This window comes from Pseudomonas sp. S10E 269 (assembly GCF_002798465.1).
Lineage (GTDB): Bacteria > Pseudomonadota > Gammaproteobacteria > Pseudomonadales > Pseudomonadaceae > Aquipseudomonas > Aquipseudomonas pergaminensis.
Window position 1 is genome coordinate 1,482,501 of the sequence record NZ_PHIJ01000001.1, and the last position, 21,995, is coordinate 1,504,495.

Below are 21,995 nucleotides of genomic sequence, written 5' to 3' on the forward strand. Positions count from 1 at the left end.
TTTCGCACCTCAGTGTCAGTATTAGTCCAGGTGGTCGCCTTCGCCACTGGTGTTCCTTCCTATATCTACGCATTTCACCGCTACACAGGAAATTCCACCACCCTCTACCATACTCTAGTCAGTCAGTTTTGAATGCAGTTCCCAGGTTGAGCCCGGGGATTTCACATCCAACTTAACAAACCACCTACGCGCGCTTTACGCCCAGTAATTCCGATTAACGCTTGCACCCTCTGTATTACCGCGGCTGCTGGCACAGAGTTAGCCGGTGCTTATTCTGTCGGTAACGTCAAAATTGCAGAGTATTAATCTACAACCCTTCCTCCCAACTTAAAGTGCTTTACAATCCGAAGACCTTCTTCACACACGCGGCATGGCTGGATCAGGCTTTCGCCCATTGTCCAATATTCCCCACTGCTGCCTCCCGTAGGAGTCTGGACCGTGTCTCAGTTCCAGTGTGACTGATCATCCTCTCAGACCAGTTACGGATCGTCGCCTTGGTGAGCCATTACCTCACCAACTAGCTAATCCGACCTAGGCTCATCTGATAGCGCAAGGCCCGAAGGTCCCCTGCTTTCTCCCGTAGGACGTATGCGGTATTAGCGTCCGTTTCCGAACGTTATCCCCCACTACCAGGCAGATTCCTAGGCATTACTCACCCGTCCGCCGCTCTCAAGAGAAGCAAGCTTCTCTCTACCGCTCGACTTGCATGTGTTAGGCCTGCCGCCAGCGTTCAATCTGAGCCATGATCAAACTCTTCAGTTCAAACATCTTTGGGTTTTTAAGAAACCCTAAACTTGGCTCAGCAATCGTTGGTTACATCTTTGATTTCTCGCGGAGTAACTTGTGATGCTGATAATCTTGTTGACTATCAGTCTGACTCCACAAGCACCCACACGAATTGCTTGATTCAGTTGTTAAAGAGCGGTTGGTTAAGATCTTTCGTCTCAACCGAGGCGCGCATTCTACAGCAGCCTCATTTGCTGTCAAGTGATTATTTTCAGAAGTTTTCGAAGATTTCTTCAACAACTTCAACCACTTGCGCTTCCGATCTCTCGTTAGCGGGAGGCGAATTCTACAGCGTTACACGCTGCTGTCAACACCTCTTTTTCTCCGCTTTCGACCGAGAAGATCGAAACGTTAATAGAGCCAAACAACACTGCTCTACCAACTCCTTCTGGGCTTCGATGAACTGAAGCAAGTCACTGTCGAATTCTGCGTAACTCTTTGTTTACCAAGGAGTTTTCCGTTTCGACTGCGCCGGAAGTGGGGCGAATTATAGACTTCCAGAATCTGCCGTCAACACCTTTTTTCACATTTCTGTCATATCGGTCAAAAAGGCCCCAAAAACGCAAAAGCCGGCCCCAAGGGGCCGGCTTTCTAGCCAACCTTACAAACTAGGGAAGGCAAACTGAGACGCTTCATGACTGGCCCGTTGCGGCCAACGCTGGGTAATCGCCTTACGACGGGTGTAGAAACGTACCCCATCCGGCCCATAGGCATGCAGGTCGCCAAACAGCGAACGCTTCCAGCCACCAAAGCTGTGATAGGCCACCGGCACCGGCAGTGGAACGTTAACGCCCACCATGCCCACTTCAATCTCGTCACAGAACAGCCGCGCCGCTTCACCGTCACGGGTGAAGATGCAGGTTCCGTTACCGTATTCGTGATCATTGATCAGTTGCATCGCCGCTTCCAGGCTAGCCACTCGCACCACACACAGCACCGGCCCAAAGATCTCTTCTTTGTAGATACGCATTTCAGGCGTCACATGATCAAACAGACTGCCACCCAGGAAGAACCCCTCCTCGTGCCCCGCAACGCTCAGACCGCGACCATCAACCACCAACTTGGCGCCCGATGAAACACCGTCTTCTATATAGCCGCTGACTTTATCCCGAGCCTGCCCGGTTACCAGCGGCCCCATATCCAGGCCGCAAGAGGTGCCCGCACCGATCTTCAACGCCTTGACCTGCGGCACGAGCTTGGCGATCAACGCATCCGCCACCTGGTCGCCCACGCACACGGCCACCGAGATCGCCATGCAACGCTCGCCGCAGGAACCGTATGCCGCGCCCATCAGAGCACTGACGGCGTTGTCCAAATCCGCATCCGGCATCAGTACCGCGTGGTTCTTCGCCCCACCCAACGCCTGGACGCGTTTACCGCGCCTGGTTGCTTCAGAATAGATGTACTCGGCAATCGGCGTCGAGCCCACGAAGCTCAGCGCTTTCACTTCCGGTGCTTCGATCAGCGCATCCACCGCGCCCTTGTCGCCGTGCACCACGCTCAACACGCCTTTAGGCAGACCGGCCTCCTGCAGCAGCTGTGCGATCAATAGCGTCGAGCTTGGATCACGCTCCGATGGCTTGAGGATGAAACAGTTGCCACAGACGATCGCCAGCGGGTACATCCACAACGGCACCATCGCCGGGAAGTTGAACGGCGTGATACCAGCCACTACACCCAGCGGTTGGAAATCCGACCAAGCATCAATGTTCGGCCCTACGTTACGACTGTACTCGCCCTTCAGAATTTCCGGCGCCGAACACGCGTACTCGACGTTCTCGATCCCACGCTTCAGCTCACCCGCGGCATCTTCCAGCGTCTTGCCGTGCTCTTCGCTGATCAATTGGGAGATACGCGCTTCGTTCTGCTCCAGCAACTGCTTGAAACGGAACATCACTTGGGCGCGTTTGGCCGGCGGGGTATTACGCCACGCCGGGAACGCCGCCTTGGCTGCGTCGATCGCCTGTTGAATGGTTTCACGGCTGGCCAGCGGCACCTGGTGGATCACCTGGCCGGTGGACGGGTTGTACACGTCGGCACTGCGACCGCTGTCGTTGATCAATTCACCGTTGATCAAATGCTGGATAAGGCTCATGCAGGGCTCCTGAAAAGTTGTTCTATATAGAAGGAGAAATCAGTCGATCTTGTTCAGCACTTCACCGACCGCATCGAACAGGCGATCCAGGTCTTGCGGCTTGCTGTTAAAGGTTGGCCCGAACTGCAGGGTGTCGCCGCCAAAACGCACGTAGAAACCTGCTTTCCACAAGGCCATGCCGGCCTCGAATGGTCGCACGATGGCATCGCCGTCACGCGGGGCGATCTGGATCGCGCCGGCCAGACCGTAGTTGCGAATGTCGATCACGTTCTTGCTGCCCTTCAGGCCATGCAGCGCATTCTCAAAGTGCGGTGCGACTTCGGCCACGCTCTGCACCAGGTTTTCCTTCTGCAACAGGTCCAACGCCGCCAGGCCGGCCGCACAGGCTACCGGGTGCGCCGAATAGGTATAGCCGTGGGGGAATTCCACCGCGTACTCCGGCGTCGCCTGGTTCATGAAGGTCTGATAGATCTCGCTGCTGGCAATCACGGCGCCCATCGGGATAGCGCCGTTGGTGACTTGCTTGGCGATGCACATCAGGTCCGGGGTCACACCGAAGCTGTCGGCACCAAACATTGAGCCAGTACGGCCGAAACCGGTGATCACTTCGTCGAACACCAGCAGGATGTTGTGTTGATCACAGATCTCACGCAGACGCTTGAGGTAGCCCTGCGGCGGTACCAGCACGCCAGCGGAGCCGGCCATTGGCTCGACAAAGACTGCGGCGATGTTCGACGCATCGTGCAATTCGATCAGCTTGAGCAGTTCGTCGGCCAGCGCGATACCGCCCTGCTCCGGCATGCCACGGGAGAAGGCATTGCTTGCCAGCAAGGTGTGCGGCAAATGGTCAACGTCCATCAAACCCTGGCCAAACAGCTTACGGTTACCGTTGACGCCACCCAGGCTGGTGCCGGCGATGTTCACACCGTGGTAACCACGGGCGCGGCCGATCATCTTGGTCTTGGTGGCCTGGCCTTTTAGACGCCAGTACGCACGCACCATCTTCACCGCGGTATCGGCGCACTCGGAGCCGGAGTCGGTGAAGAACACGTGGTTCAGGTTGCCTGGGGTCAGGTCGGTGATCTTTTCCGCCAGTTGAAAGGACAGCGGATGACCGTATTGGAAGCCCGGCGAGTAGTCCAGCGTGCCCAGTTGCTTGGCGACCGCTTCCTGGATTTCCTTGCGGGTGTGCCCAGCGCCGCACGTCCACAGGCCCGACAGCGAGTCGTACACCTTGCGGCCCTTGTCATCCGTCAGCCAGCTTCCTTCGGCAGCAACGATCAGGCGCGGGTCACGCTGGAAGTTACGGTTGGCGGTGTACGGCATCCAGTGAGCATCCAGCTTCAATTGGCTGGCCAGGGACGATGGGGCGTTTTCGGGCATGTTCATCAGCAAAACCTCGCAAGGCAAAAGGCAGCGTCGGGATTGAAAAGCGTTGTTGCAGCTAAATTGCCACGGCGATAAAGTCGGTGAAATCCAACTCTTCTAACCTTCAGTCAGACCTTCACTAAACTATGAGCAGCCGTCGACCCGACCCTTTGGCCCAAGTCAGTGACTTCGATATCCGCCTGCTGCGCATCTTTCGCAGCGTGGTGGAATGCGGCGGCTTTTCGGCGGCCGAAACCGTATTGGGCATCGGGCGTTCGGCGATCAGCCAGCAAATGAGCGATCTCGAACAACGGCTCGGATTAAGACTGTGCCAACGCGGCCGCGCCGGTTTTTCCCTGACCGAAGAGGGCCGCGAGGTCTATCAGTCAGCCCTGCAACTATTAAGTGCTCTGGAAAGCTTTCGCACCGAAGTCAACGGCCTGCACCAGCATCTGCGTGGCGAGCTGATCATCGGCCTCACCGACAACCTCGTCACCCTGCCCCACATGCGCATCACCCACGCACTCGCACAGTTGAAGGAGCGCGGCCCGGACGTGCAGATCCAGATCCGCATGATCGCTCCCAATGAAGTCGAGCAAGGCGTCCTCGACGGCCGCCTGCATGTCGGCGTGGTGCCACAGGCCAGCGCACTGTCGGGTCTGGAATACCAGCCGCTGTACAGCGAGCGCTCCCTGCTCTACTGCGCGGTGGGCCACCCGCTGTTCTATGCCGACGATAAACAACTGGACGATGCACGCATCGATGCCCAAGACGCCATCGCCCCAACCTTTCGCTTGCCCGCCGAGATCCAGGCCCATTACCAGGCGCTCAACTGCACCGCCAGCGCCTCTGACCGAGAAGGCATGGCGTTCCTGATTCTCACCGGCCGCTACATCGGCTACCTGCCTGATCACTACGCCAGCCTATGGGTACAACAAGGCCGACTGCGTGCGCTGAAACCGGCTACACGGTTTTACGATTTAAGCCTCGCATCGGTCACGCGCAAAGGCCGTCGCCCCCATTTGGTGCTGGAAAGCTTCCTCGAAAGCCTGGCTGCAACGCGCTAGCTCGGGCCTTGCGCAAAAAGCTGAGCAACTGGACAGCTTTTTGCAAGAGTTCAAGGACCTAGAACCGTCCGACTCGAGTTTGCCCGCCATGCCACCAGAATCTTCCAGCCCCAGCGACCTGATTTACGGCCTCAACGATCGGCCGAAACCTGCCCCGGCCTTCCTCGCCGCCCTGCAACACGTACTCGCCGCTTTCGTCGGCATCATCACCCCGCCGCTGATCATCGGCTCTACCTTGGGACTCATCGCCCATTTGCCCTACCTCATCAGCATGGCGCTGATGGTTTCCGGTGTAGGCACGTTCATCCAGGCGCGTAGACCTTTTGGTATCGGCGCCGGGATGATCTGCCTGCAAGGCACGAGCTTCGCGTTCCTCGGCGCGGTGCTGTCGGCAGGCTTCCTGGTGAAACAACGAGGCGGCAGCCCGGAGGACATCATGGCGATGATCTTTGGCGTGTGCTTTTTCGGTGCTGCGGTGCAAATCGTGTTGAGCCGGTTTATCGGCCAACTGCGTCGGGTCATCACGCCACTGGTGACGGGGATTGTCATCACCCTGATCGGCATCAGCTTGATCAAGGTCGGTATCACTGACCTTGGCGGCGGGTTCAACGCCGCCGATTTCGGCGCGCCCACCAACCTGGCACTGGGCCTGTTCGTGGTGCTGACGATCATTTTGCTCAACCGCTCCAACACCCCTTGGGTACGCCTCTCTGCAATCATCATCGGACTCGCGCTCGGCAGCCTCGCCGCCTGGTTCAGCGGCAAACTCGTGCCCCAGGCCCTACCCGACCTGCCGCTGGTCAGCGTGCCGATTCCGTTCCGCTTTGGTTTCAAGTTCGACTGGAGCGCTTTCCTGCCGATCGCGCTGATTTATCTGATCAGCAGCATCGAAACCGTTGGCGACCTCACCGCCAACTGCATGATCGCCCGTCAGCCCATCAGCGGCCCCTCTTATATAAGCCGGCTCAAAGGCGGCGTACTCGGCGACGGCGTGAGCTGCATGATCGCTGCCACTTTCAGCGCCTTCCCCAACACCACCTTCGCGCAGAACAACGGCGTGATCCAACTCACTGGCGTGGCCAGCCGTTACGTTGGCCTCTACATCGGCGTGGTGCTGTTTTGCCTGGGCCTGTTTCCGTTGATTGGTGCCGTGCTGCAGCAAATCCCCAAGCCGGTACTGGGCGGCGCAACCCTGGTGATGTTCGGGAGTGTGGCCGCCGCCGGCGTGCGCATTCTTGCCCAGGCTCCGCTGGACCGGCGCAGCATGCTGATCATCGCCACCTCGTTTGGCGTCGGCCTGGGTATCGCCGCCCAACCGAACCTGCTGCACCTGATGCCAACGCTGGTGCAGAACCTGTTTGACTCGGCCATCACCAGCGGCGGGTTGACGGCCATCCTGTTGTGCCTGCTGCTGCCGGAAAGCAAAGCGCCCGTGACTGCCGCAAACAAAGCGCCGGAAAGCGACAGTCTGGAACCGCTTTGACGGTTTTATTGCATCAGGACTTGTCTGGGGCTTGAGGGTGGGTTATCTGTGCACACGTCGTCTCTATCGATCAGCACGGAAACCTCCATGAGCCTCGAAGTTCCTGCCCACAGCAACCAAGCCGGTAAACCCGCCAGCCGCATTCGGCAAAAGAACGAACAAGCGATTCTCCAGGCTGCTGAAGATGAGTTCGCGCGCCATGGCTTCAAAGGCACCAGCATGAACACCATCGCTGCCAGTGCCGGACTGCCGAAGGCCAACCTGCATTACTACTTCACTAACAAGCTGGGGCTGTACATCGCGGTGCTCAGCAATATCCTCGAACTGTGGGACAGCACCTTCAACGCGCTGACCGCCGAGGATGACCCAGCCGTGGCCCTCACCCGCTACATCCGCACCAAGATGGAGTTTTCGCGACGCCACCCCCAGGCCTCGCGGATCTTCGCCATGGAGATTATCAGCGGCGGCGAATGCCTGACCGAATATTTCAGCCAGGACTACCGCGCCTGGTTCAGCGGCCGCGCGGCCGTGTTCCAGGCTTGGATCGACGCCGGCAAGATGGACCCCATAGACCCCGTGCACCTGATCTTCCTGTTGTGGGGCAGCACCCAGCACTACGCCGACTTTGCCACCCAGATTTGCCGCGTCACCGGTCGTACCAAGCTGACCAAGCAGGACATGGAAGACGCCGGCACCAACCTGATCCACATCATTCTCAAGGGCTGTGGCATCAAGCCCGTCTATTAATCGAAGCGACTTATGCCTTTCACGCTCACCGGCCTTTGCGAGTTTCGCGAAGAAATACGCAAAAGCCGCTTTATTACCCTCGCCGCACCGATCACCAGCGCGCAAGACGCCCAGGCGTTTTTCGAGCAACACAGCGACCTGAACGCCACGCACAATTGCTGGGCCTGGAAACTGGCCGACCAATACCGCAGCAATGACGACGGCGAACCCGGCGGCACCGCCGGGCGCCCGATCCTCGCAGCCATCGAGGCGCAAGGTTTTGATCAGGTCGCGGTGTTGGTGATTCGCTGGTACGGCGGCATCCAATTGGGCACCGGCGGCCTCGCACGCGCCTACGGTGGCGGCGCGAATAAATGCCTGCAAAATGCCGACCGCATCGAACTGATCAGCCGTGTCCCCTTGAGCTGCGCCTGCGGGTTCGCCGAGCTGAACCTGGTGAAATTGCGCGTTGCTGAACTGGGCGGGCTGGTGGTCGACGAAACCTTCACCGCCAATGGCGTCGAGTTGCAACTCGCCTTGGGCGAAGCGCATATCGATACCCTGCAGACTCAGCTTGCCGACCTCAGCCGTGGGCGTATCCTGCTACAACGCTGAAACTGCTAACGTTGCACTCCCTGAACCGCGACTCTAAAGGAAGCTTTTCATGTCTACGCCAAAAACCGCATTGATCATCGGCGCCTCGCGCGGGCTGGGCCTTGGCTTGGTCAAGCAACTGTTGCAGGACGGTTGGGACGTGACGGCCACCGTGCGTGACCCGAGCAGGGCCGATGCCCTGAAGGCCGTCGGCCCAGTAAAGATCGAAAAACTCGACATGGACGACCAGCAAGCCGTGATCGCCCTGAGCCAACGCCTGAAGGAACGGACCTTTGACCTGCTGTTCGTCAACGCCGGCGTCAAGGGCCCCGCCAATCAAGAGCCGGGCCACGCCACCTTGGCAGAAGTCGGCCAACTGTTCTTCACCAACGCCGTAGCGCCGATCAACCTCGCCCAGCGTTTTGTCGGGCAAATTCGTAAAGACAGCGGCGTATTGGCCTTCATGAGTTCGGTACTGGGTAGCGTGACCATCCCCGACGGCTCCGACCTGGCGCTGTACAAAGCCAGCAAGGCGGCACTCAACTCCATGACCAACAGCTTTATTACCCAGCTGGGCGACCATAAGTTGACCGTGCTGTCGTTGCACCCAGGCTGGGTGAAGACCGACATGGGCGGTGAAAACGCACACATCGACGTCGACACCAGCGTGCGCGGCCTGGTGGACCAGGTGAACGCCTACACTGGCAAAGGCGGCCATCATTTCATCGATTACAAAGGCGACACCATCGCCTGGTAAAACCCTGAGGATCGTTATCGACCGATTGCCGTCGGTAACGATCCGCGCGTAGACTGCCCCCTCGCCTTTACCGGCGACCCTGGATCAGCAGACAGGGCAACACTGAGCTGGCAAACCTGAACCCATCATTCAGAGGAGCCGGCCAATGCCTGCGACCCGTATCTGGTTAAAAAACCCCCTCGCGATTTTCACCGCCAATGGCCTCGATGCCCGTGGCGGCCTGGTGCTGAAAGACGGTGTGATCACCGAAGTGCTGGCCCTGGGACAAGAGCCCACACAACCCTGCACACAGGTATTCGATGCCCGTGAGCATGTGGTCCTGCCGGGCCTGATCAACACCCACCATCATTTCTATCAGACCCTGACCCGCGCCTGGGCGCCGGTGGTCAATCAGCCGTTGTTTCCCTGGTTGAAAACCCTGTACCCGGTCTGGGCACGACTCACCCCGGAAAAGCTCGCTCTCGCCAGCAAAGTCGCATTGGCCGAACTGCTGCTCTCGGGCTGCACCACAGCGGCGGACCACCACTACTTGTTCCCCGACGGCCTGGAAAACGCCATCGACGTACAAGTGGAAAGCGTCCGCGAGTTGGGCATGCGCGCCATGCTCACCCGTGGTTCCATGAGTTTGGGTGAAGCCGACGGCGGCCTGCCACCGCAACAGACGGTGCAGCAGGGCCAAGTCATCCTTGAAGACAGTCAGCGGCTGATCCGCGAATACCACCAGCGTGGTGACGGCGCGCAAATCCAGATCGCACTGGCGCCCTGCTCACCGTTTTCCGTCACCCCGGAAATCATGGAAGCCAGTGCCGAACTGGCCAACCGCCTGGATGTACGCCTGCACACCCACCTGGCGGAAACCCTCGACGAGGAAGACTTCTGCCTGCAACGCTTCGGCCTGCGCACCGTGGACTACCTCGACAGCGTCGGCTGGCTCGGCCCACGTACCTGGCTGGCTCATGGCATTCACTTCAACCCGGATGAAATTGCGCGCCTGGGCGCCGCCGGCACGGGTATCTGCCATTGCCCAAGCTCGAACATGCGCCTCGCGTCCGGCATCTGCCCGACCCTGGACCTGCTCGCGGCAGGCGCGCCTATCGGACTGGGTGTGGACGGTTCCGCGTCCAACGATGCGTCGAATATGATCCTTGAAGCGCGCCAGGCGTTGTACATCCAGCGCCTGCGTTACGGCGCGGAAAAGATCACCCCGGAAGGCGTGCTGGGCTGGGCAACCAAAGGATCGGCGCAGTTGCTGGGCCGTACGGATATCGGCGAATTGGCCGTCGGAAAACAGGCCGACCTGGCGCTGTTCAAGCTCGACGAGCTGCGCTTCTCCGGTAGCCATGATCCGATTTCGGCGCTGCTGTTGTGCGGCGCCGACCGTGCGGACCGGGTGATGATTGCAGGCAAATGGCGCGTGATCGACGGCCAGGTCGAAGGCCTGGACCTGAGAGGCCTGATCGCCGATCACACCCAGGCCGCGCGGCAGTTGATCGCTGGCTGATTACAACCCCAACAGCGACAGCATGATAAAGGTCGCAAACAGCACGAAATGGGTCATCCCTTCGATGGCGTTGGTTTCGCCATCGTTGAGGTTGATCGCGCTGACGATCAGCGTGATAAACACCATCACCGTTTGTACCGGCGTCATCGCCATCTGGAACGGCTGGCCGGTGTAGAGCGCCATCGCCTCCATCACCGGCACCGTCAGGATCACCGTCGACAACGATGCACCCAACGCGATGTTGACCACCGACTGCATGCGGTTGGCCAACGCGGCGCGCAATGCCGTCAGAATCTCCGGTGCTGCCGAAATGGCCGCGACCACAATCGCCGTAATCACCGGCGGCGCCCCCGTGCCTTCCAGGCCCAGGTCCAACGTTTTGGACATCACCTCGGCCAGCGCCCCGATCACGATCACACCAAACACCAACGTGCCGATGGAAAACGCCAGGTTGACCGGCTGCGCCTGTTCTTCTTCCGGCTGTTTCTTGCGACGTTTCTCCGGGTAGCTGTAGCTGAAGAAGTAGCTGTGCGGCCCCACCTGCATGCGCAGGAACAGGGTGTACAACACCACCATCGCGCCGATGGTGAAGGCCGAATAAATTTTCCAGTCGGCTTCGGGGATAAATTCCGGCACCACCATCGACACGCCCATGGCGGTGAGGATCATCACGCTGTAGGTTCGCGCCGAATCGTCGTTGTAGGACTGTTCGCCATGCTTGATGCCGCCCATCAACGCGGCGAGGCCGAGAATCCCGTTGATGTCGAGCATCACCGCCGAGTAGATGGTGTCGCGCACCAAGGTGGGCGACGGCTCATTGCTCATCATGATCGCCAGGATCACCACTTCCACCAGCACAGCGGCGAGCGTGAGGATCATGGTGCCGTAAGGGTCGCCGACTTTTTCCGCGAGTTGTTCAGCGTGATGGGCCACGCGCATCGACGCCGCCACGATGAAGCCAATCAGCACCACGCCCGCCAGCAGCGCCACCACTTGCCCGCTGTGGAGCATCCAGTGCTCCAATGGGTAGGCGGCAATGGCGGCAATCAGCGCCAGCAGCATGAATTTTTCTTGCTTGAGGGATGTGAGCATTCCGGGCCTTTTAGTACGGCAAATCAGTCATTGATGGGGTACAGACTGCGCCAAGCCGCTAACGTTTCGTTACACCTTAGTTCACGGGAACCTTGCATGAATAAAAGCAAAACTCTCCTGCTGGTCAGGTTTTGCCAATTATTTCAGCCATGGGCTGTAGAATGCCGCCATTGCACCTGATGAGAATTTAGAAAATGTACGATTGGCTAAACGCCCTGCCCAAGGCTGAACTGCACCTGCACCTGGAAGGCTCGCTGGAGCCTGAGCTGCTGTTCGCCCTGGCCGAGCGCAACAAGATTGCGCTGCCGTGGAACGACGTCGAAACCCTGCGCAAGGCCTACGCCTTCAACAACCTGCAAGAGTTCCTCGACCTGTATTACAAGGGCGCTGATGTGTTGCGCACGTCCCAGGATTTCTACGACCTGACCTGGGCCTACCTGCTGCGCTGCAAAGAGCAGAACGTGATCCACACCGAACCCTTCTTCGACCCGCAAACCCACACTGACCGTGGCATACCGTTCGAAGTGGTGCTTAACGGCATCGCCGCCGCGCTCAAAGATGGCGAGCAGCAACTGGGCATCACCAGCGGCTTGATCCTCAGCTTCCTGCGCCACTTGAGCGAAGCCGAAGCCGAGAAAACCCTCGACCAGGCGCTGCCGTTCCGTGACGCGTTCGTGGCCGTGGGCCTGGACAGCTCGGAAATGGGTCACCCGCCAAGCAAATTCCAGCGCGTGTTCGACCGTGCTCGTCACGAAGGCTTCCTCACCGTGGCCCACGCCGGCGAAGAAGGCCCACCCGAGTACATCTGGGAAGCCATCGACCTGCTGAAGATCCAGCGTATCGACCATGGCGTACGCGCCATCGAAGACGAGCGCCTGATGCAACGCATCATCGACGAGCAAATCCCGCTGACTGTGTGCCCGCTGTCCAACACCAAGCTGTGCGTGTTCGACGACATGGCCCAGCACAACATCCTCGACATGCTTGAGCGTGGCGTGAAGGTGACGGTGAATTCGGATGACCCGGCCTACTTCGGCGGTTATGTCACCGAAAACTTCCACGCGCTGTACACCTCGCTGGGCATGACCCAGGACCAGGCCAAACGCCTGGCGCAAAACAGCCTGGATGCGCGACTGGTCAAACCGTGATCCCGTAAGCGCCGGCTTGCCGGCGATGCAGACACCTCGGGTTGTTCAGGATGACCGAGGTGATCCTATCGCCGGCCAGCCGGTTCCTACGCAGTCAGCTCCTCGCTGGCACGGCCAATCGGGTGATTTCCTGCCGTCCGATAGCATGGACCTGCAAGGCCTGGGACTCATTGATCACGCTGATCCAGTTCGACTGCAAGAACAACTGCAACAACCCCGCCCCCAACGCCCCGCCCAGATGCGGCTGCTGCTGGCTCCAGTCAAAGCAGTTGCACACCAGCGGCGACGCCAATGCCTGGGTGAAAATCCCCAGGCCTGCCAGGCACAGCGCACCTTTGACCGTGATATCGGTACGCTGCTCATGGCGCTCGATCCATCCCGCTTCCAGCAGATGTTGATACAACTGCGCCCCCAGCTCTCCACCCAGGTGGCCGTGGCACAACCGGGCCTGCCGTAACAACGCCGGCGCGACCAGGGCTGGCAAATTATCCGACGTGCTGCGCGCGGCGCACGCCATGGTAGTCCTGGCCAGGGCATCAATGGCTGCGCTGACATCCGGCGCCGCCACGCGAAACAAGCGCTTGCCACGCCTGGCCTCTACGCGCAGCAAACCACCGGCGGTCAGTCGCGCCAGGTGCGCGTTGGCAGAGGTTGCTGACAACCCGGCGAGTGTCGCCAACTCGACCGGCGACTTGGCCGAGCCATCCATCAACGCCCATAGCATCGCAGTGCGTTTGGGTTCAGCAAGTAAGCTGGCGATCTGACTGATGCACGGTGCTGCTTCCATCGTTTCACTCCCTGTTGAATTATTTTCCCATTGAGGTCAGCGCCAGAGTATAGGGGCGCAAACCGCCGGTTCCACGGCGTCTGACAGCGCGGATAGGGACAGGGAATGAGTGAAATTTCCTCTTGTGGTGGAGGGCGTTACGTCGCGCTCAATCGTTCCGGTAACTGAGCGGTCAACGTCGCACAGCGGGACACAAGCATTTCTCGCAACAGGTTGATGGGTTTGCTCAGCTGCGCACGGTGAGCACACAACAAATTGAGCGGCGTGCGCTCGCCACGCAGCTCCGGCAGGATCAGACGCAAGCGCCCCGCCAGCACATCGGTGCTCACATCGAGCCAGGACTTGTAGGCAATGCCCACACCCGCCACCGCCCAACGACGGACCACATCGGCATCGTCACTGAAGCGGTCGCCGGTGACGGTCAGGCTGATTTCGCGCTTACCGTCGCGGAAGGTCCAATGATCGTGGACCCGGCTGCCGAGCATATAGAGCAGGCAATTGTGCTGGGCCAGTTGCTCCAGGTGCCGAGGCTCACCATAGCGCGCGAGATAGCTGGGGGAGGCACACAGCACGCGAACGTTATCCGGCGCGACGGGCAGCGCGATCAGGCTGGAGTCCTCGGGCTCACCGTAGCGCAGGGCAATATCCACCGGCTGGCGGAACAGATCGGCAATTCGATCGCCCAACAGCAGCCGTACGGTCAAATGCGGGTACTCCCGCTGGAACTCGTCCAACCAGGGCAGCAGCTGATTACGCCCGAAATCCGACGGAGCCGATAGCTGCAGCACGCCGCTGACATGGTCCTGGCCACTGGCCAACAAGCGTCGGCCTTCATCCAGCGAGCTCAAGGCAGCGCGAGCATATTCCAGGAAGCCGTCGCCTTCGGCGGTCAGGCGCAGGCTGCGGGTAGACCGCGCCAGCAAGCGTGTGCCCAATTGCTGCTCGATACGCTTGAGCGCCGCACTTGCGACAGCCGGTGACAGGTCCATGACCCGTGCAGCAGCGGACAGGCTACCGAGGTCCGCCGCACGTACAAACAACTGCAAATCATCAAAACGCAGCATGCATTCCCGCTCATTATCAATATTTTATTGAAACAGACTGCTGTTTTAGCCGCTTTTATCGGCGCGGGAAATAGCCAATCATCTGTGCATCCCGTTCATCACGTGCCTGGAGTTGAATATGTCCACTGCCTTTAACGTCATTGCCACGCTGATCGCCAAACCCGGCCAACAGGCCACCCTGGAAACCCTGCTGCGCGGCCTGCTGGAACCCACGCGCCTGGAAGCCGGCTGCGAGCAGTACGACCTGCACCAGGACCTGCAACACCCCGAGACCTTCTACATGCTCGAACGCTGGAGCGACGACGCGGCACTGGCCGACCACGACCAGAGCGCGCACATCCAGAGCTTTCGCGCCAAGGCCGCCGATGTCATCGAACACTTCGAACTCAAGCGCCTGAAATTTCTCGCCTGATCACCCGCCATTTTCCGGAGCCATCATGAAAGCCATTGCCTACTACGCGTCACTGCCGATCAACGATCCCAACGCCCTGCAAGACATCGAATTGCCAGCGCCCGTCGCCGGTCCGCGCGACTTGCTGGTGGAAGTCAAAGCCATCTCGGTCAACCCCGTGGACACCAAGGTGCGCCAGAACGTCGCCCCGGAAAACGGCGCCGCCAAAGTGCTGGGCTGGGACGTGGCCGGCGTGGTCAAGGCGGTCGGCAGCGAAGTGACGTTGTTCAAGGCCGGTGACAAGGTGTTCTACGCCGGCTCGCTGGTGCGCCCGGGCGGTAACAGCGAACTGCACACCGTGGATGAGCGCATCGTCGGCCACATGCCCAAGAGCCTGGGCTTTGCCGATGCCGCCGCACTGCCGCTGACCGCCATTACCGCCTGGGAACTGCTGTTCGAACGCCTGCACGTGCGTGAAGGCAAGCAGGACGAAGGCCAGAGCCTGCTGATCGTCGGCGCTGCCGGTGGCGTGGGGTCGATCCTGACCCAACTGGCCAGCCAGCTCACGGCCCTTAAAGTGATCGGTACAGCCTCTCGCCCGGAAACCCAGGAATGGGCCAAGGCCCTCGGTGCCGACCTGGTGATCGATCACAGCCAACCGCTGAGCGAAGCACTGACAGCCGCCGGTCACCCGCAAGTGACCCACGTCGCCAGCCTGACCCAGACCGATCATCACCTGGACCAACTGGTCGAAGCCCTGCAACCCCAGGGCAAGCTGGCACTGATCGACGACCCCAAGGCGCTGGATGTCAGCAAGCTCAAGCGCAAGAGCCTGTCGCTGCACTGGGAGTTCATGTACACACGCTCGATGTTCGAGACGCCGGACATGATCGAGCAGCACAACCTGCTTAACCGCGTGGCCGAACTGATCGACGCCGGTACCCTGAAAACCACGGTGGGTGAGCACTTTGGTGTGATCAATGCCGCGAACCTGCGACGCGCTCATGCCCTGCTGGAAAGCGGCAAGGCCAAGGGCAAGATCGTGCTGGAAGGGTTCTGAAATCTACGCGTCGGCGCCGTCTGTTATTCACCTGAGTGATGGACGGTGCCATTAGTCCGAGAGTTGACCTTTGTCATATTTGTGAGCGTGTTCGGGTTTATATTAGCCGCCTTTGCCACGATTCTTTTACGTGAGGAAGTCAGCAATGAAGATCCTGATAAAAGCGTTAGCAAAATCCGCAGGCAATAAATGGCAGGTTCGTCTCGACCGGGACGCGTTCACCTTCCGCACCGAGGCCGAAGCCCGTGCCTTTGCCGACACCCTGCAAGCCCGTATCCAGGCGCCCCACCGTTTTCCAAACAGCCAGCAACGCTCCGCCGCTGGCTGATCCGCTCTTCAGACCTGTGCCTGCAAGGCCCGTTTGCGTTGCAGGCGCTGGGTCGACATCGCAATCGTCACCGCCAATACCCCGCACAAGCTGATGACCATGGCCATCGGCATCGCCGTGCCGTCGTGCAGGATCCCCACCAACGACGCCGCCCCCGCCGCCACGCCAAACTGAATGCAACCGAGCAACGCCGATGCGCTACCCGCCCGTGCTCCCTGGCCGCTCATGGCACACGCCGAGGTATTGGGCAAAATGCAGCCCAGGCTGGCGATGCAGATAAACAACGGCACCAGCAATGGCCACAGCGCATCGGTGCGCAAGGCTGCAATGCCGAGCAACGTCAGCGCCGCCAACAGGTAGACCCACACACTGCGCGACAGTAGAAACGCGGGCCCACGCTTGGACAGCAACCGCGCATTCACTTGGGCCACCAGGATAAAGCCCGCAGCGTTGGAACCGAACAGCCAGCCGTAATGCTCGGCAGGCACGCCGTAGAGTTGGATAAACACGAAAGGTGAACCGGCGATGTAGGCAAACATCCCGGCAATCGAGATACCGCCTGTCAGGGCGTACCCCAAGTAGACGCGGTCCGACAACAATGCTGCGTAGCGACGCAGCGACCCGGACAACGGCTGACGTGGCTGATGCGCCGGAAAGGTTTCCGGCAACCCGACTGCCACGGCAATGGCGGCCATTACGCTGAATATCGACAGCGCGAGGAAGATCGACTGCCAACCCCACAGCCCGACCATCAACCCGCCTGCCAGCGGTGCGAGGATCGGCGCCAGGCCGGTGACCAGCATCAGCTGGGAAAACACTTTGGCCGAGCCCACCGCATCACATTTGTCGCTGACCACCGCACGGGAAATCACCATGCCCGCGCAGCCACCCAGGGCCTGCACAAAGCGCGCAGCAATCAGCCCCTCCAGCGAAGGCGCAAAGGCACACGCAAAGGACGCCAAGGTGAACAGAGTGACACCACTGAGCAGCGGGCCGCGTCGTCCGAAGCGGTCAGCCAGTGGGCCGTAGATCAATTGGCCGATGGCCAGGCCACCGAAGTACACCGCCAGGGTCAGCTGGATGTGTTTTTCATCGGTCGCGAAAGCCTTGGCCATGGCCGGAAAGCCCGGCAGGTAAAAATCGATCGCCAACGGCGCAAAGGCGCTCAAGGCACCCAGAATCAGGATTATGCGGAGGTTCATCGGGCACCCAAGTAAGACGGCAGCCCGATAGTCTAGCCGCGCTTGGGTGCATTGAACACGATAGCTCGCTAACTATTTGTTCGCGTCAGGCGAGCTTGGCGCTGTAGCCCTCTTCGGTGATCGCCTTGATCACTTCCTCGGCAGACAGGCGGCTTTCGATGCCCACTTCCTTTGCCGCCAGGTCGACCTTCACACTGGCTGCCGGGTCCTTGCCCTGTAATGCCTGGGTCACCGCTCGAACGCAATGGCCGCAGGTCATTCCTTCAACGCTGAATACTTGCATGACATGACTCCTTTGATGAGGTTGGACCCAGTCTCAAGCTTGCCACGATGGCAAGGTCAAGTTACGGGAATATCTGCCGGGCTGGTAATCATTGGCGTCGTCGGCCAAGCTTCACCTATCTTCGATTCACACCACGGAGCATTCGCCATGCGCTGGTCGTTTTTTGCCCTTCTCGGCCTGATGAGCTTGTCTGCCGCTGCGCCGCAGGCTATCGCCGCCGAAGACTATGCGGTGCTGATCATTTCCCGGGAACGCCTGGAAGTGCCGACCAACTGCGAAATCGGCTTGTACCTGAATGACCAACTGGCGGGCCGGCTGTTCCAGGAACAAGCCACGTCCTTCAACCTGCCGGCGGGCAACCTGTCCTTGCGCCTGAAGCTGCTGCCAGGCCAATCCCCAGGCTGCCTGCCAGGGATGCTGGCACCGCCCGCGCAAAACATCACGCTCAAGGTCGGTGACGTACGCAAGTTGCGTATCGCCCAAGGCCCGGATGGCATGTACCTCAAGCCCGCCGCATTGGAATATTAAAGGCGCTTGACCTTCCCCACAGGTCAAGGTTGATCCTACGGGCAACGTCTCCTGGAGGACTGCCCCATGAATGGATCCACCACCTTTGACCTGCCCATCGGCGGCATGACCTGCGCCAGCTGTGCCGGCCGGGTCGAGCGCGCGCTGAGCAAGGTGCCGGGGGTGCAACGCGTCAGCGTCAACCTGGCCAACGAGCGCGCCCATGTTGAAGTGCTGGGCCAGATGGACCCCGGCGTGCTGATCGCCGCAGTCGACAAAGCCGGCTACACCGCCACCCTGCCCCAAAGCGAAACCGCCACCGACGCCAATCAAGCCCAGCGCCTGCAGCGTGAGCGTTGGGCGCTGCTGCTGGCGATCCTGCTGGCATTGCCGTTGGTGCTGCCGATGTTGGTGGAACCCTTCGGCCTGCACTGGATGCTGCCCGCCTGGGCACAGTTCGCCCTGGCCACGCCGGTGCAATTCATCTTCGGCGCGCGCTTCTATATTGCTGCCTGGAAAGCCGTGCGTGCCGGTGCCGGCAATATGGACTTGCTGGTGGCCATCGGCACCAGCGCCGGTTACGGCCTGAGTATGTATGAATGGCTCACCGCTCACCCCGGCATGGCACCGCACCTGTACTTCGAAGCCTCGGCGGTAGTGATCGCCCTGGTGCTGCTGGGCAAATACCTGGAGAGCCGCGCCAAGCGCCAGACTGCCAGCGCCATCCGCGCCCTGGAAGCCTTGCGTCCCGAGCGGGCGATTCGGGTCATTGAAGGGCGCGAAGAAGACGTCGCCATCAATGCGTTGAAGCTCGGTGACCTGGTGATGGTCAAGCCTGGCGAGCGCTTCCCGGTGGACGGCGAAGTGGTCGAGGGTCAAAGCCATGCCGACGAAGCCTTGATCAGCGGCGAAAGCCTGCCGGTCCCGAAACAGCCTGGCGATACCGTTACCGGCGGCGCCATCAACGGCGAAGGCCGCCTGCTGGTGCGCACCCTGGCCCTTGGCGCTGAAAGCGTATTGGCGCGGATCATCCGTTTGGTCGAAGACGCCCAGGCCGCCAAGGCACCGATCCATAAGCTGGTGGACAAAGTCAGCCAAATCTTCGTCCCGGCCGTGCTGGTGCTGGCGTTGGCTACCCTGGTGGGTTGGTGGCTGTATGGCGCGCCGCTGGAAACCGCAATCATCAATGCCGTGGCCGTGCTGGTAATCGCCTGCCCGTGCGCCCTGGGCCTGGCCACGCCGACTGCGATCATGGCCGGCACGGGTGTCGCCGCACGCCACGGCATCCTGATCAAGGACGCCGAAGCCCTGGAACGCGCCCATGAGGTGAGCGCCGTGGTCTTCGACAAGACCGGCACCCTCACCTCCGGCACGCCGAAAATTGCCCACCTGGCGGCAGTGGATGGCAACGAATCGCTGCTGTTGCAGCACGCCGGTGCACTGCAGCGCGGCAGCGAACACCCGCTGGCCAAGGCCGTGCTGGATGCGTGCAACGAAAAAGGGCTGCCCGTGGCCGACGTGACGGCCAGCCAATCCCTGACCGGACGCGGCATCGCCGGCACGCTGGAGGGACGGCAGTTGGCGTTGGGCAATCGTCGCCTGCTGGAGGAAAGCGGCTTGAGCGCGGGCGACCTCGCCGACTCGGCCAACGCCTGGGAAGCCGAAGGACGCACGTTGTCTTGGCTGATCGAGCAAGGTGCGCAACCGCGTGTGCTGGGGCTGTTCGCCTTTGGCGACACGCTCAAGCCCGGTGCGATGGAGGCCGTGGAACAACTCAAGGCCCAGCACATCACCAGCCATTTGCTCACCGGCGATAATCGTGGCAGCGCCCGTGTGGTCGCGCACGCCCTGGGCATCGACGATGTGCACGCCGAAGTGCTGCCCGCCGATAAAGCCGCCACCGTCGCCGAGTTGAAAAAAACCGGGGTGGTGGCCATGGTCGGCGACGGCATCAACGACGCCCCGGCCCTGGCCGCCGCCGATATCGGCATCGCCATGGGCGGTGGCACCGACGTGGCCATGCACGCGGCCGGCATCACCCTGATGCGCGGCGACCCGCGCCTGGTGCCCGCAGCCCTGGAGATCAGTCGCAAGACCTACGCGAAAATTCGCCAGAACCTGTTCTGGGCCTTTGTGTATAACCTGATTGGCATTCCCCTGGCCGCCTTTGGCCTGCTCAATCCCGTGCTGGCGGGCGCGGCGATGGCGTTGTCCAGTGTCAGCGTGGTGAGCAATGCCTTACTGTTGAAGACGTGGAAGCCTAAGGACCTGGAGGATCAACGCCCATGAATATCGGCCAAGCCGCACGCCAGAGCGGGCTCAGCGCCAAGATGATTCGCTACTACGAATCCATCGGCCTGCTCAAAGCCGCCCACCGCACCGACAGTGGCTATCGCGTGTATGGCAGTGACGACTTGCACACGCTGGCGTTTATCAAACGCTCGCGGGACCTGGGGTTTTCATTGGAAGAGGTCGGCAAGCTGCTGACCCTGTGGCAGGACCGGCAACGGGCCAGTGCCGATGTCAAGGCGTTGGCACGCCAGCATATCAATGAGCTGAACCAGAAGATTCTGGAGCTGGGGCAACTGCGCGATACCTTGCAGGACCTGGTGGAGCACTGCCAAGGCGATCATCGGCCGGATTGCCCAATCCTCAAGGAATTGGCGTCCGGTAGTTGCTGCGTCTGATGGAATCTATCTGAATACATGCAAAACCAAATGTGGGAGCGGGCTTGCTCGCGAAAGCGGCGGATCAGTCAGCACATGCATCGACTGACACTCCGCTTTCGCGAGCAAGCCCGCTCCCACAGTGTTGATCTTCATCTACCCAAAGATCATTGCATCCACGGCGGTGGCGGCGGCTCGTCCGGCACTTTGCTCGGTGGCGCATCATCCGCCGCCCGGATCGCCTGGCGACGCTCTTCATCCAGCCGCGCGGCTTCGATCTCGCGGATCACACCGCCGACATCCGCCAACTCTTCCGGCTCGTCGAACTCGCCGGTCAATACGCTGGCCGGGTGCAAGGTGCCGGCTTCGTACAGGGCCCACATTTCCTTGGCGTACTTGGTCTTCTTCAACTCCGGGGCAAAGCGCCCGAAATAGGAAGCCATGTTGCCCACATCCCGCTCCAGCATGCTGAACGCGTGGTTGTTGCCCGCCGCATCGACGGCCTGGGGCAGGTCGATGATCACCGGGCCCGTTGGCGTGAGCAGTACGTTGAACTCGGACAAGTCACCGTGCACCAGGCCGGTACACAGCATCAGCACGATCTGGGAAATCAGGAAAGCGTGGTATTCACGCGCCTGGTCCGGCTCCAGCACTACGTCGTTCAGACGCGGCGCCGCATCGCCATACTCGTCGGCCACCAGTTCCATCAGCAGCACGCCTTCCAGGAAGTCGAACGGCTGGGGCACGCGAACGCCCGCACCGGCCAGGCGGAACAAGGCCGCCACTTCGGCGTTCTGCCAGGCATCTTCGGTTTCTTTCTTGCCGAACTTGGAGCCCTTGGCCATGGCCCGGGCTTGCCGGCTGTTACGGACCTTACGGCCTTCCTGGTATTCGGACGCTTGACGAAAACTTCGTTTGTTCGCCTCCTTGTAAACCTTGGCGCAACGCAATTCGTTGCCGCAGCGCACCACATAAACAGCTGCTTCTTTACCACTCATGAGTGGGCGCAGCACTTCGTCGACCAGACCGTCTTCGATCAGGGGTTCAATGCGTTTAGGAGTCTTCATCAGCTTTTATTGTGGGTCCTTTA

21 protein-coding genes and 1 rRNA gene (1 of these 22 only partly in view) are annotated in these 21,995 nt (G+C 60.4%); 13 read left to right on the plus strand and 9 right to left on the minus strand.

Annotated elements, in window-relative coordinates; genetic code table 11:
* From CWC48_RS07020 to CWC48_RS07035, 3 genes are all read right to left on the minus strand, one after another.
* Nucleotides 1–762, minus strand: a 16S ribosomal RNA gene (locus tag CWC48_RS07020); it reaches 775 nt to the left of the window's first position.
* Nucleotides 763–1,387: 625 nt separating this feature from the next.
* Nucleotides 1,388–2,881, minus strand: coding sequence for a CoA-acylating methylmalonate-semialdehyde dehydrogenase (locus tag CWC48_RS07030; RefSeq protein WP_099493344.1), 1,494 nt, complete (start codon nt 2,879–2,881; stop codon nt 1,388–1,390).
* 39 nt (nt 2,882–2,920) lie between these two features.
* Nucleotides 2,921–4,270 (minus strand): aspartate aminotransferase family protein, encoded by a 1,350-nt coding sequence (locus CWC48_RS07035; protein WP_065900385.1) that lies wholly within the window; start codon nt 4,268–4,270, stop codon nt 2,921–2,923.
* Between the two features lie 125 nt (nt 4,271–4,395).
* Between CWC48_RS07035 and CWC48_RS07040 the strand changes: the two genes are divergently transcribed.
* From CWC48_RS07040 to CWC48_RS07065, 6 genes are all read left to right on the plus strand, one after another.
* Nucleotides 4,396–5,316 carry a LysR family transcriptional regulator gene (locus tag CWC48_RS07040; protein ID WP_078046725.1) on the plus strand — a complete coding sequence of 307 codons (921 nt, stop codon included), beginning with the start codon at nt 4,396–4,398 and terminating at the stop codon, nt 5,314–5,316.
* A gap of 88 nt (nt 5,317–5,404) precedes the next feature.
* Nucleotides 5,405–6,799 carry a uracil-xanthine permease family protein gene (locus tag CWC48_RS07045; RefSeq protein WP_100491568.1) on the plus strand — a complete coding sequence of 465 codons (1,395 nt, stop codon included), beginning with the start codon at nt 5,405–5,407 and terminating at the stop codon, nt 6,797–6,799.
* 87 nt (nt 6,800–6,886) lie between these two features.
* Nucleotides 6,887–7,546 carry a TetR/AcrR family transcriptional regulator gene (locus CWC48_RS07050; protein ID WP_078046723.1) on the plus strand — a complete coding sequence of 220 codons (660 nt, stop codon included), beginning with the start codon at nt 6,887–6,889 and terminating at the stop codon, nt 7,544–7,546.
* 12 nt (nt 7,547–7,558) lie between these two features.
* The gene (locus CWC48_RS07055) at nt 7,559–8,140 is read left to right on the plus strand and encodes a YigZ family protein (RefSeq protein WP_099493346.1); all 582 of its coding nucleotides are present in this window, start codon (nt 7,559–7,561) and stop codon (nt 8,138–8,140) included.
* Nucleotides 8,141–8,189: 49 nt separating this feature from the next.
* Nucleotides 8,190–8,876 carry an SDR family oxidoreductase gene (locus CWC48_RS07060; RefSeq protein WP_078046721.1) on the plus strand — a complete coding sequence of 229 codons (687 nt, stop codon included), beginning with the start codon at nt 8,190–8,192 and terminating at the stop codon, nt 8,874–8,876.
* 145 nt (nt 8,877–9,021) lie between these two features.
* The gene (locus CWC48_RS07065) at nt 9,022–10,377 is read left to right on the plus strand and encodes an 8-oxoguanine deaminase (protein WP_100491569.1); all 1,356 of its coding nucleotides are present in this window, start codon (nt 9,022–9,024) and stop codon (nt 10,375–10,377) included.
* On the opposite strand, the gene CWC48_RS07070 is transcribed toward CWC48_RS07065, so the two are convergent.
* A complete protein-coding gene (locus CWC48_RS07070) occupies nt 10,378–11,469 on the minus strand; it encodes a calcium:proton antiporter (protein ID WP_099493349.1) in 1,092 nt (363 codons plus the stop codon).
* A 194-nt stretch (nt 11,470–11,663) separates the two neighbouring features.
* Between CWC48_RS07070 and CWC48_RS07075 the strand changes: the two genes are divergently transcribed.
* The gene (locus CWC48_RS07075; RefSeq protein ID WP_012722045.1) at nt 11,664–12,617 is read left to right on the plus strand and encodes an adenosine deaminase; all 954 of its coding nucleotides are present in this window, start codon (nt 11,664–11,666) and stop codon (nt 12,615–12,617) included.
* 94 nt (nt 12,618–12,711) lie between these two features.
* Here CWC48_RS07075 and CWC48_RS07080 read toward each other — a convergent pair whose 3' ends face one another.
* Nucleotides 12,712–13,404, minus strand: a complete 693-nt coding sequence (locus CWC48_RS07080) for a helix-turn-helix transcriptional regulator (protein WP_078046717.1) — start codon at nt 13,402–13,404, stop codon at nt 12,712–12,714.
* Nucleotides 13,405–13,541: 137 nt separating this feature from the next.
* On the minus strand, nt 13,542–14,468 hold the full coding sequence (locus tag CWC48_RS07085) for a LysR family transcriptional regulator (protein ID WP_078046716.1): 927 nt from the start codon (nt 14,466–14,468) through the stop codon (nt 13,542–13,544).
* 118 nt (nt 14,469–14,586) lie between these two features.
* Here CWC48_RS07085 and CWC48_RS07090 point away from each other — a divergent pair, with 118 nt between their 5' ends.
* The 3 genes from CWC48_RS07090 to CWC48_RS07100 all read left to right on the plus strand — a co-directional run bounded on the left by CWC48_RS07090 (nt 14,587) and on the right by CWC48_RS07100 (nt 16,247).
* Nucleotides 14,587–14,880 carry a putative quinol monooxygenase gene (locus CWC48_RS07090; RefSeq protein ID WP_025857591.1) on the plus strand — a complete coding sequence of 98 codons (294 nt, stop codon included), beginning with the start codon at nt 14,587–14,589 and terminating at the stop codon, nt 14,878–14,880.
* A gap of 25 nt (nt 14,881–14,905) precedes the next feature.
* Nucleotides 14,906–15,919: a zinc-binding alcohol dehydrogenase family protein gene (locus tag CWC48_RS07095; protein WP_078046714.1), complete on the plus strand. Its 1,014-nt coding sequence runs from the start codon at nt 14,906–14,908 to the stop codon at nt 15,917–15,919.
* Between the two features lie 145 nt (nt 15,920–16,064).
* Complete coding sequence (locus CWC48_RS07100) at nt 16,065–16,247, plus strand: hypothetical protein (RefSeq protein ID WP_100491570.1); 183 nt, start codon at nt 16,065–16,067, stop codon at nt 16,245–16,247.
* An 8-nt stretch (nt 16,248–16,255) separates the two neighbouring features.
* Here the strand turns inward: CWC48_RS07100 and CWC48_RS07105 are convergent, their stop codons facing one another.
* Both CWC48_RS07105 and CWC48_RS07110 read right to left on the minus strand, forming a co-directional pair.
* Nucleotides 16,256–17,449, minus strand: coding sequence for a Bcr/CflA family multidrug efflux MFS transporter (locus CWC48_RS07105; protein WP_100491571.1), 1,194 nt, complete (start codon nt 17,447–17,449; stop codon nt 16,256–16,258).
* A gap of 85 nt (nt 17,450–17,534) precedes the next feature.
* On the minus strand, nt 17,535–17,732 hold the full coding sequence (locus tag CWC48_RS07110; protein WP_100491572.1) for a heavy-metal-associated domain-containing protein: 198 nt from the start codon (nt 17,730–17,732) through the stop codon (nt 17,535–17,537).
* 147 nt (nt 17,733–17,879) lie between these two features.
* Here CWC48_RS07110 and CWC48_RS07115 point away from each other — a divergent pair, with 147 nt between their 5' ends.
* The 3 genes from CWC48_RS07115 to cueR all read left to right on the plus strand — a co-directional run bounded on the left by CWC48_RS07115 (nt 17,880) and on the right by cueR (nt 20,926).
* The gene (locus tag CWC48_RS07115; RefSeq protein ID WP_078046711.1) at nt 17,880–18,260 is read left to right on the plus strand and encodes a hypothetical protein; all 381 of its coding nucleotides are present in this window, start codon (nt 17,880–17,882) and stop codon (nt 18,258–18,260) included.
* A gap of 66 nt (nt 18,261–18,326) precedes the next feature.
* The gene (locus CWC48_RS07120; protein ID WP_100491573.1) at nt 18,327–20,528 is read left to right on the plus strand and encodes a cation-translocating P-type ATPase; all 2,202 of its coding nucleotides are present in this window, start codon (nt 18,327–18,329) and stop codon (nt 20,526–20,528) included.
* Complete coding sequence (cueR, locus tag CWC48_RS07125) at nt 20,525–20,926, plus strand: Cu(I)-responsive transcriptional regulator (protein WP_100491574.1); 402 nt, start codon at nt 20,525–20,527, stop codon at nt 20,924–20,926. The genes CWC48_RS07120 and cueR overlap by 4 nt, the downstream gene beginning before the upstream one ends.
* Before the next feature lie 146 nt (nt 20,927–21,072).
* On the opposite strand, the gene CWC48_RS07130 is transcribed toward cueR, so the two are convergent.
* Nucleotides 21,073–21,972, minus strand: a complete 900-nt coding sequence (locus CWC48_RS07130) for a PA4780 family RIO1-like protein kinase (protein ID WP_014716761.1) — start codon at nt 21,970–21,972, stop codon at nt 21,073–21,075.
* Between the last annotated feature and the right edge of the window lie 23 nt (nt 21,973–21,995).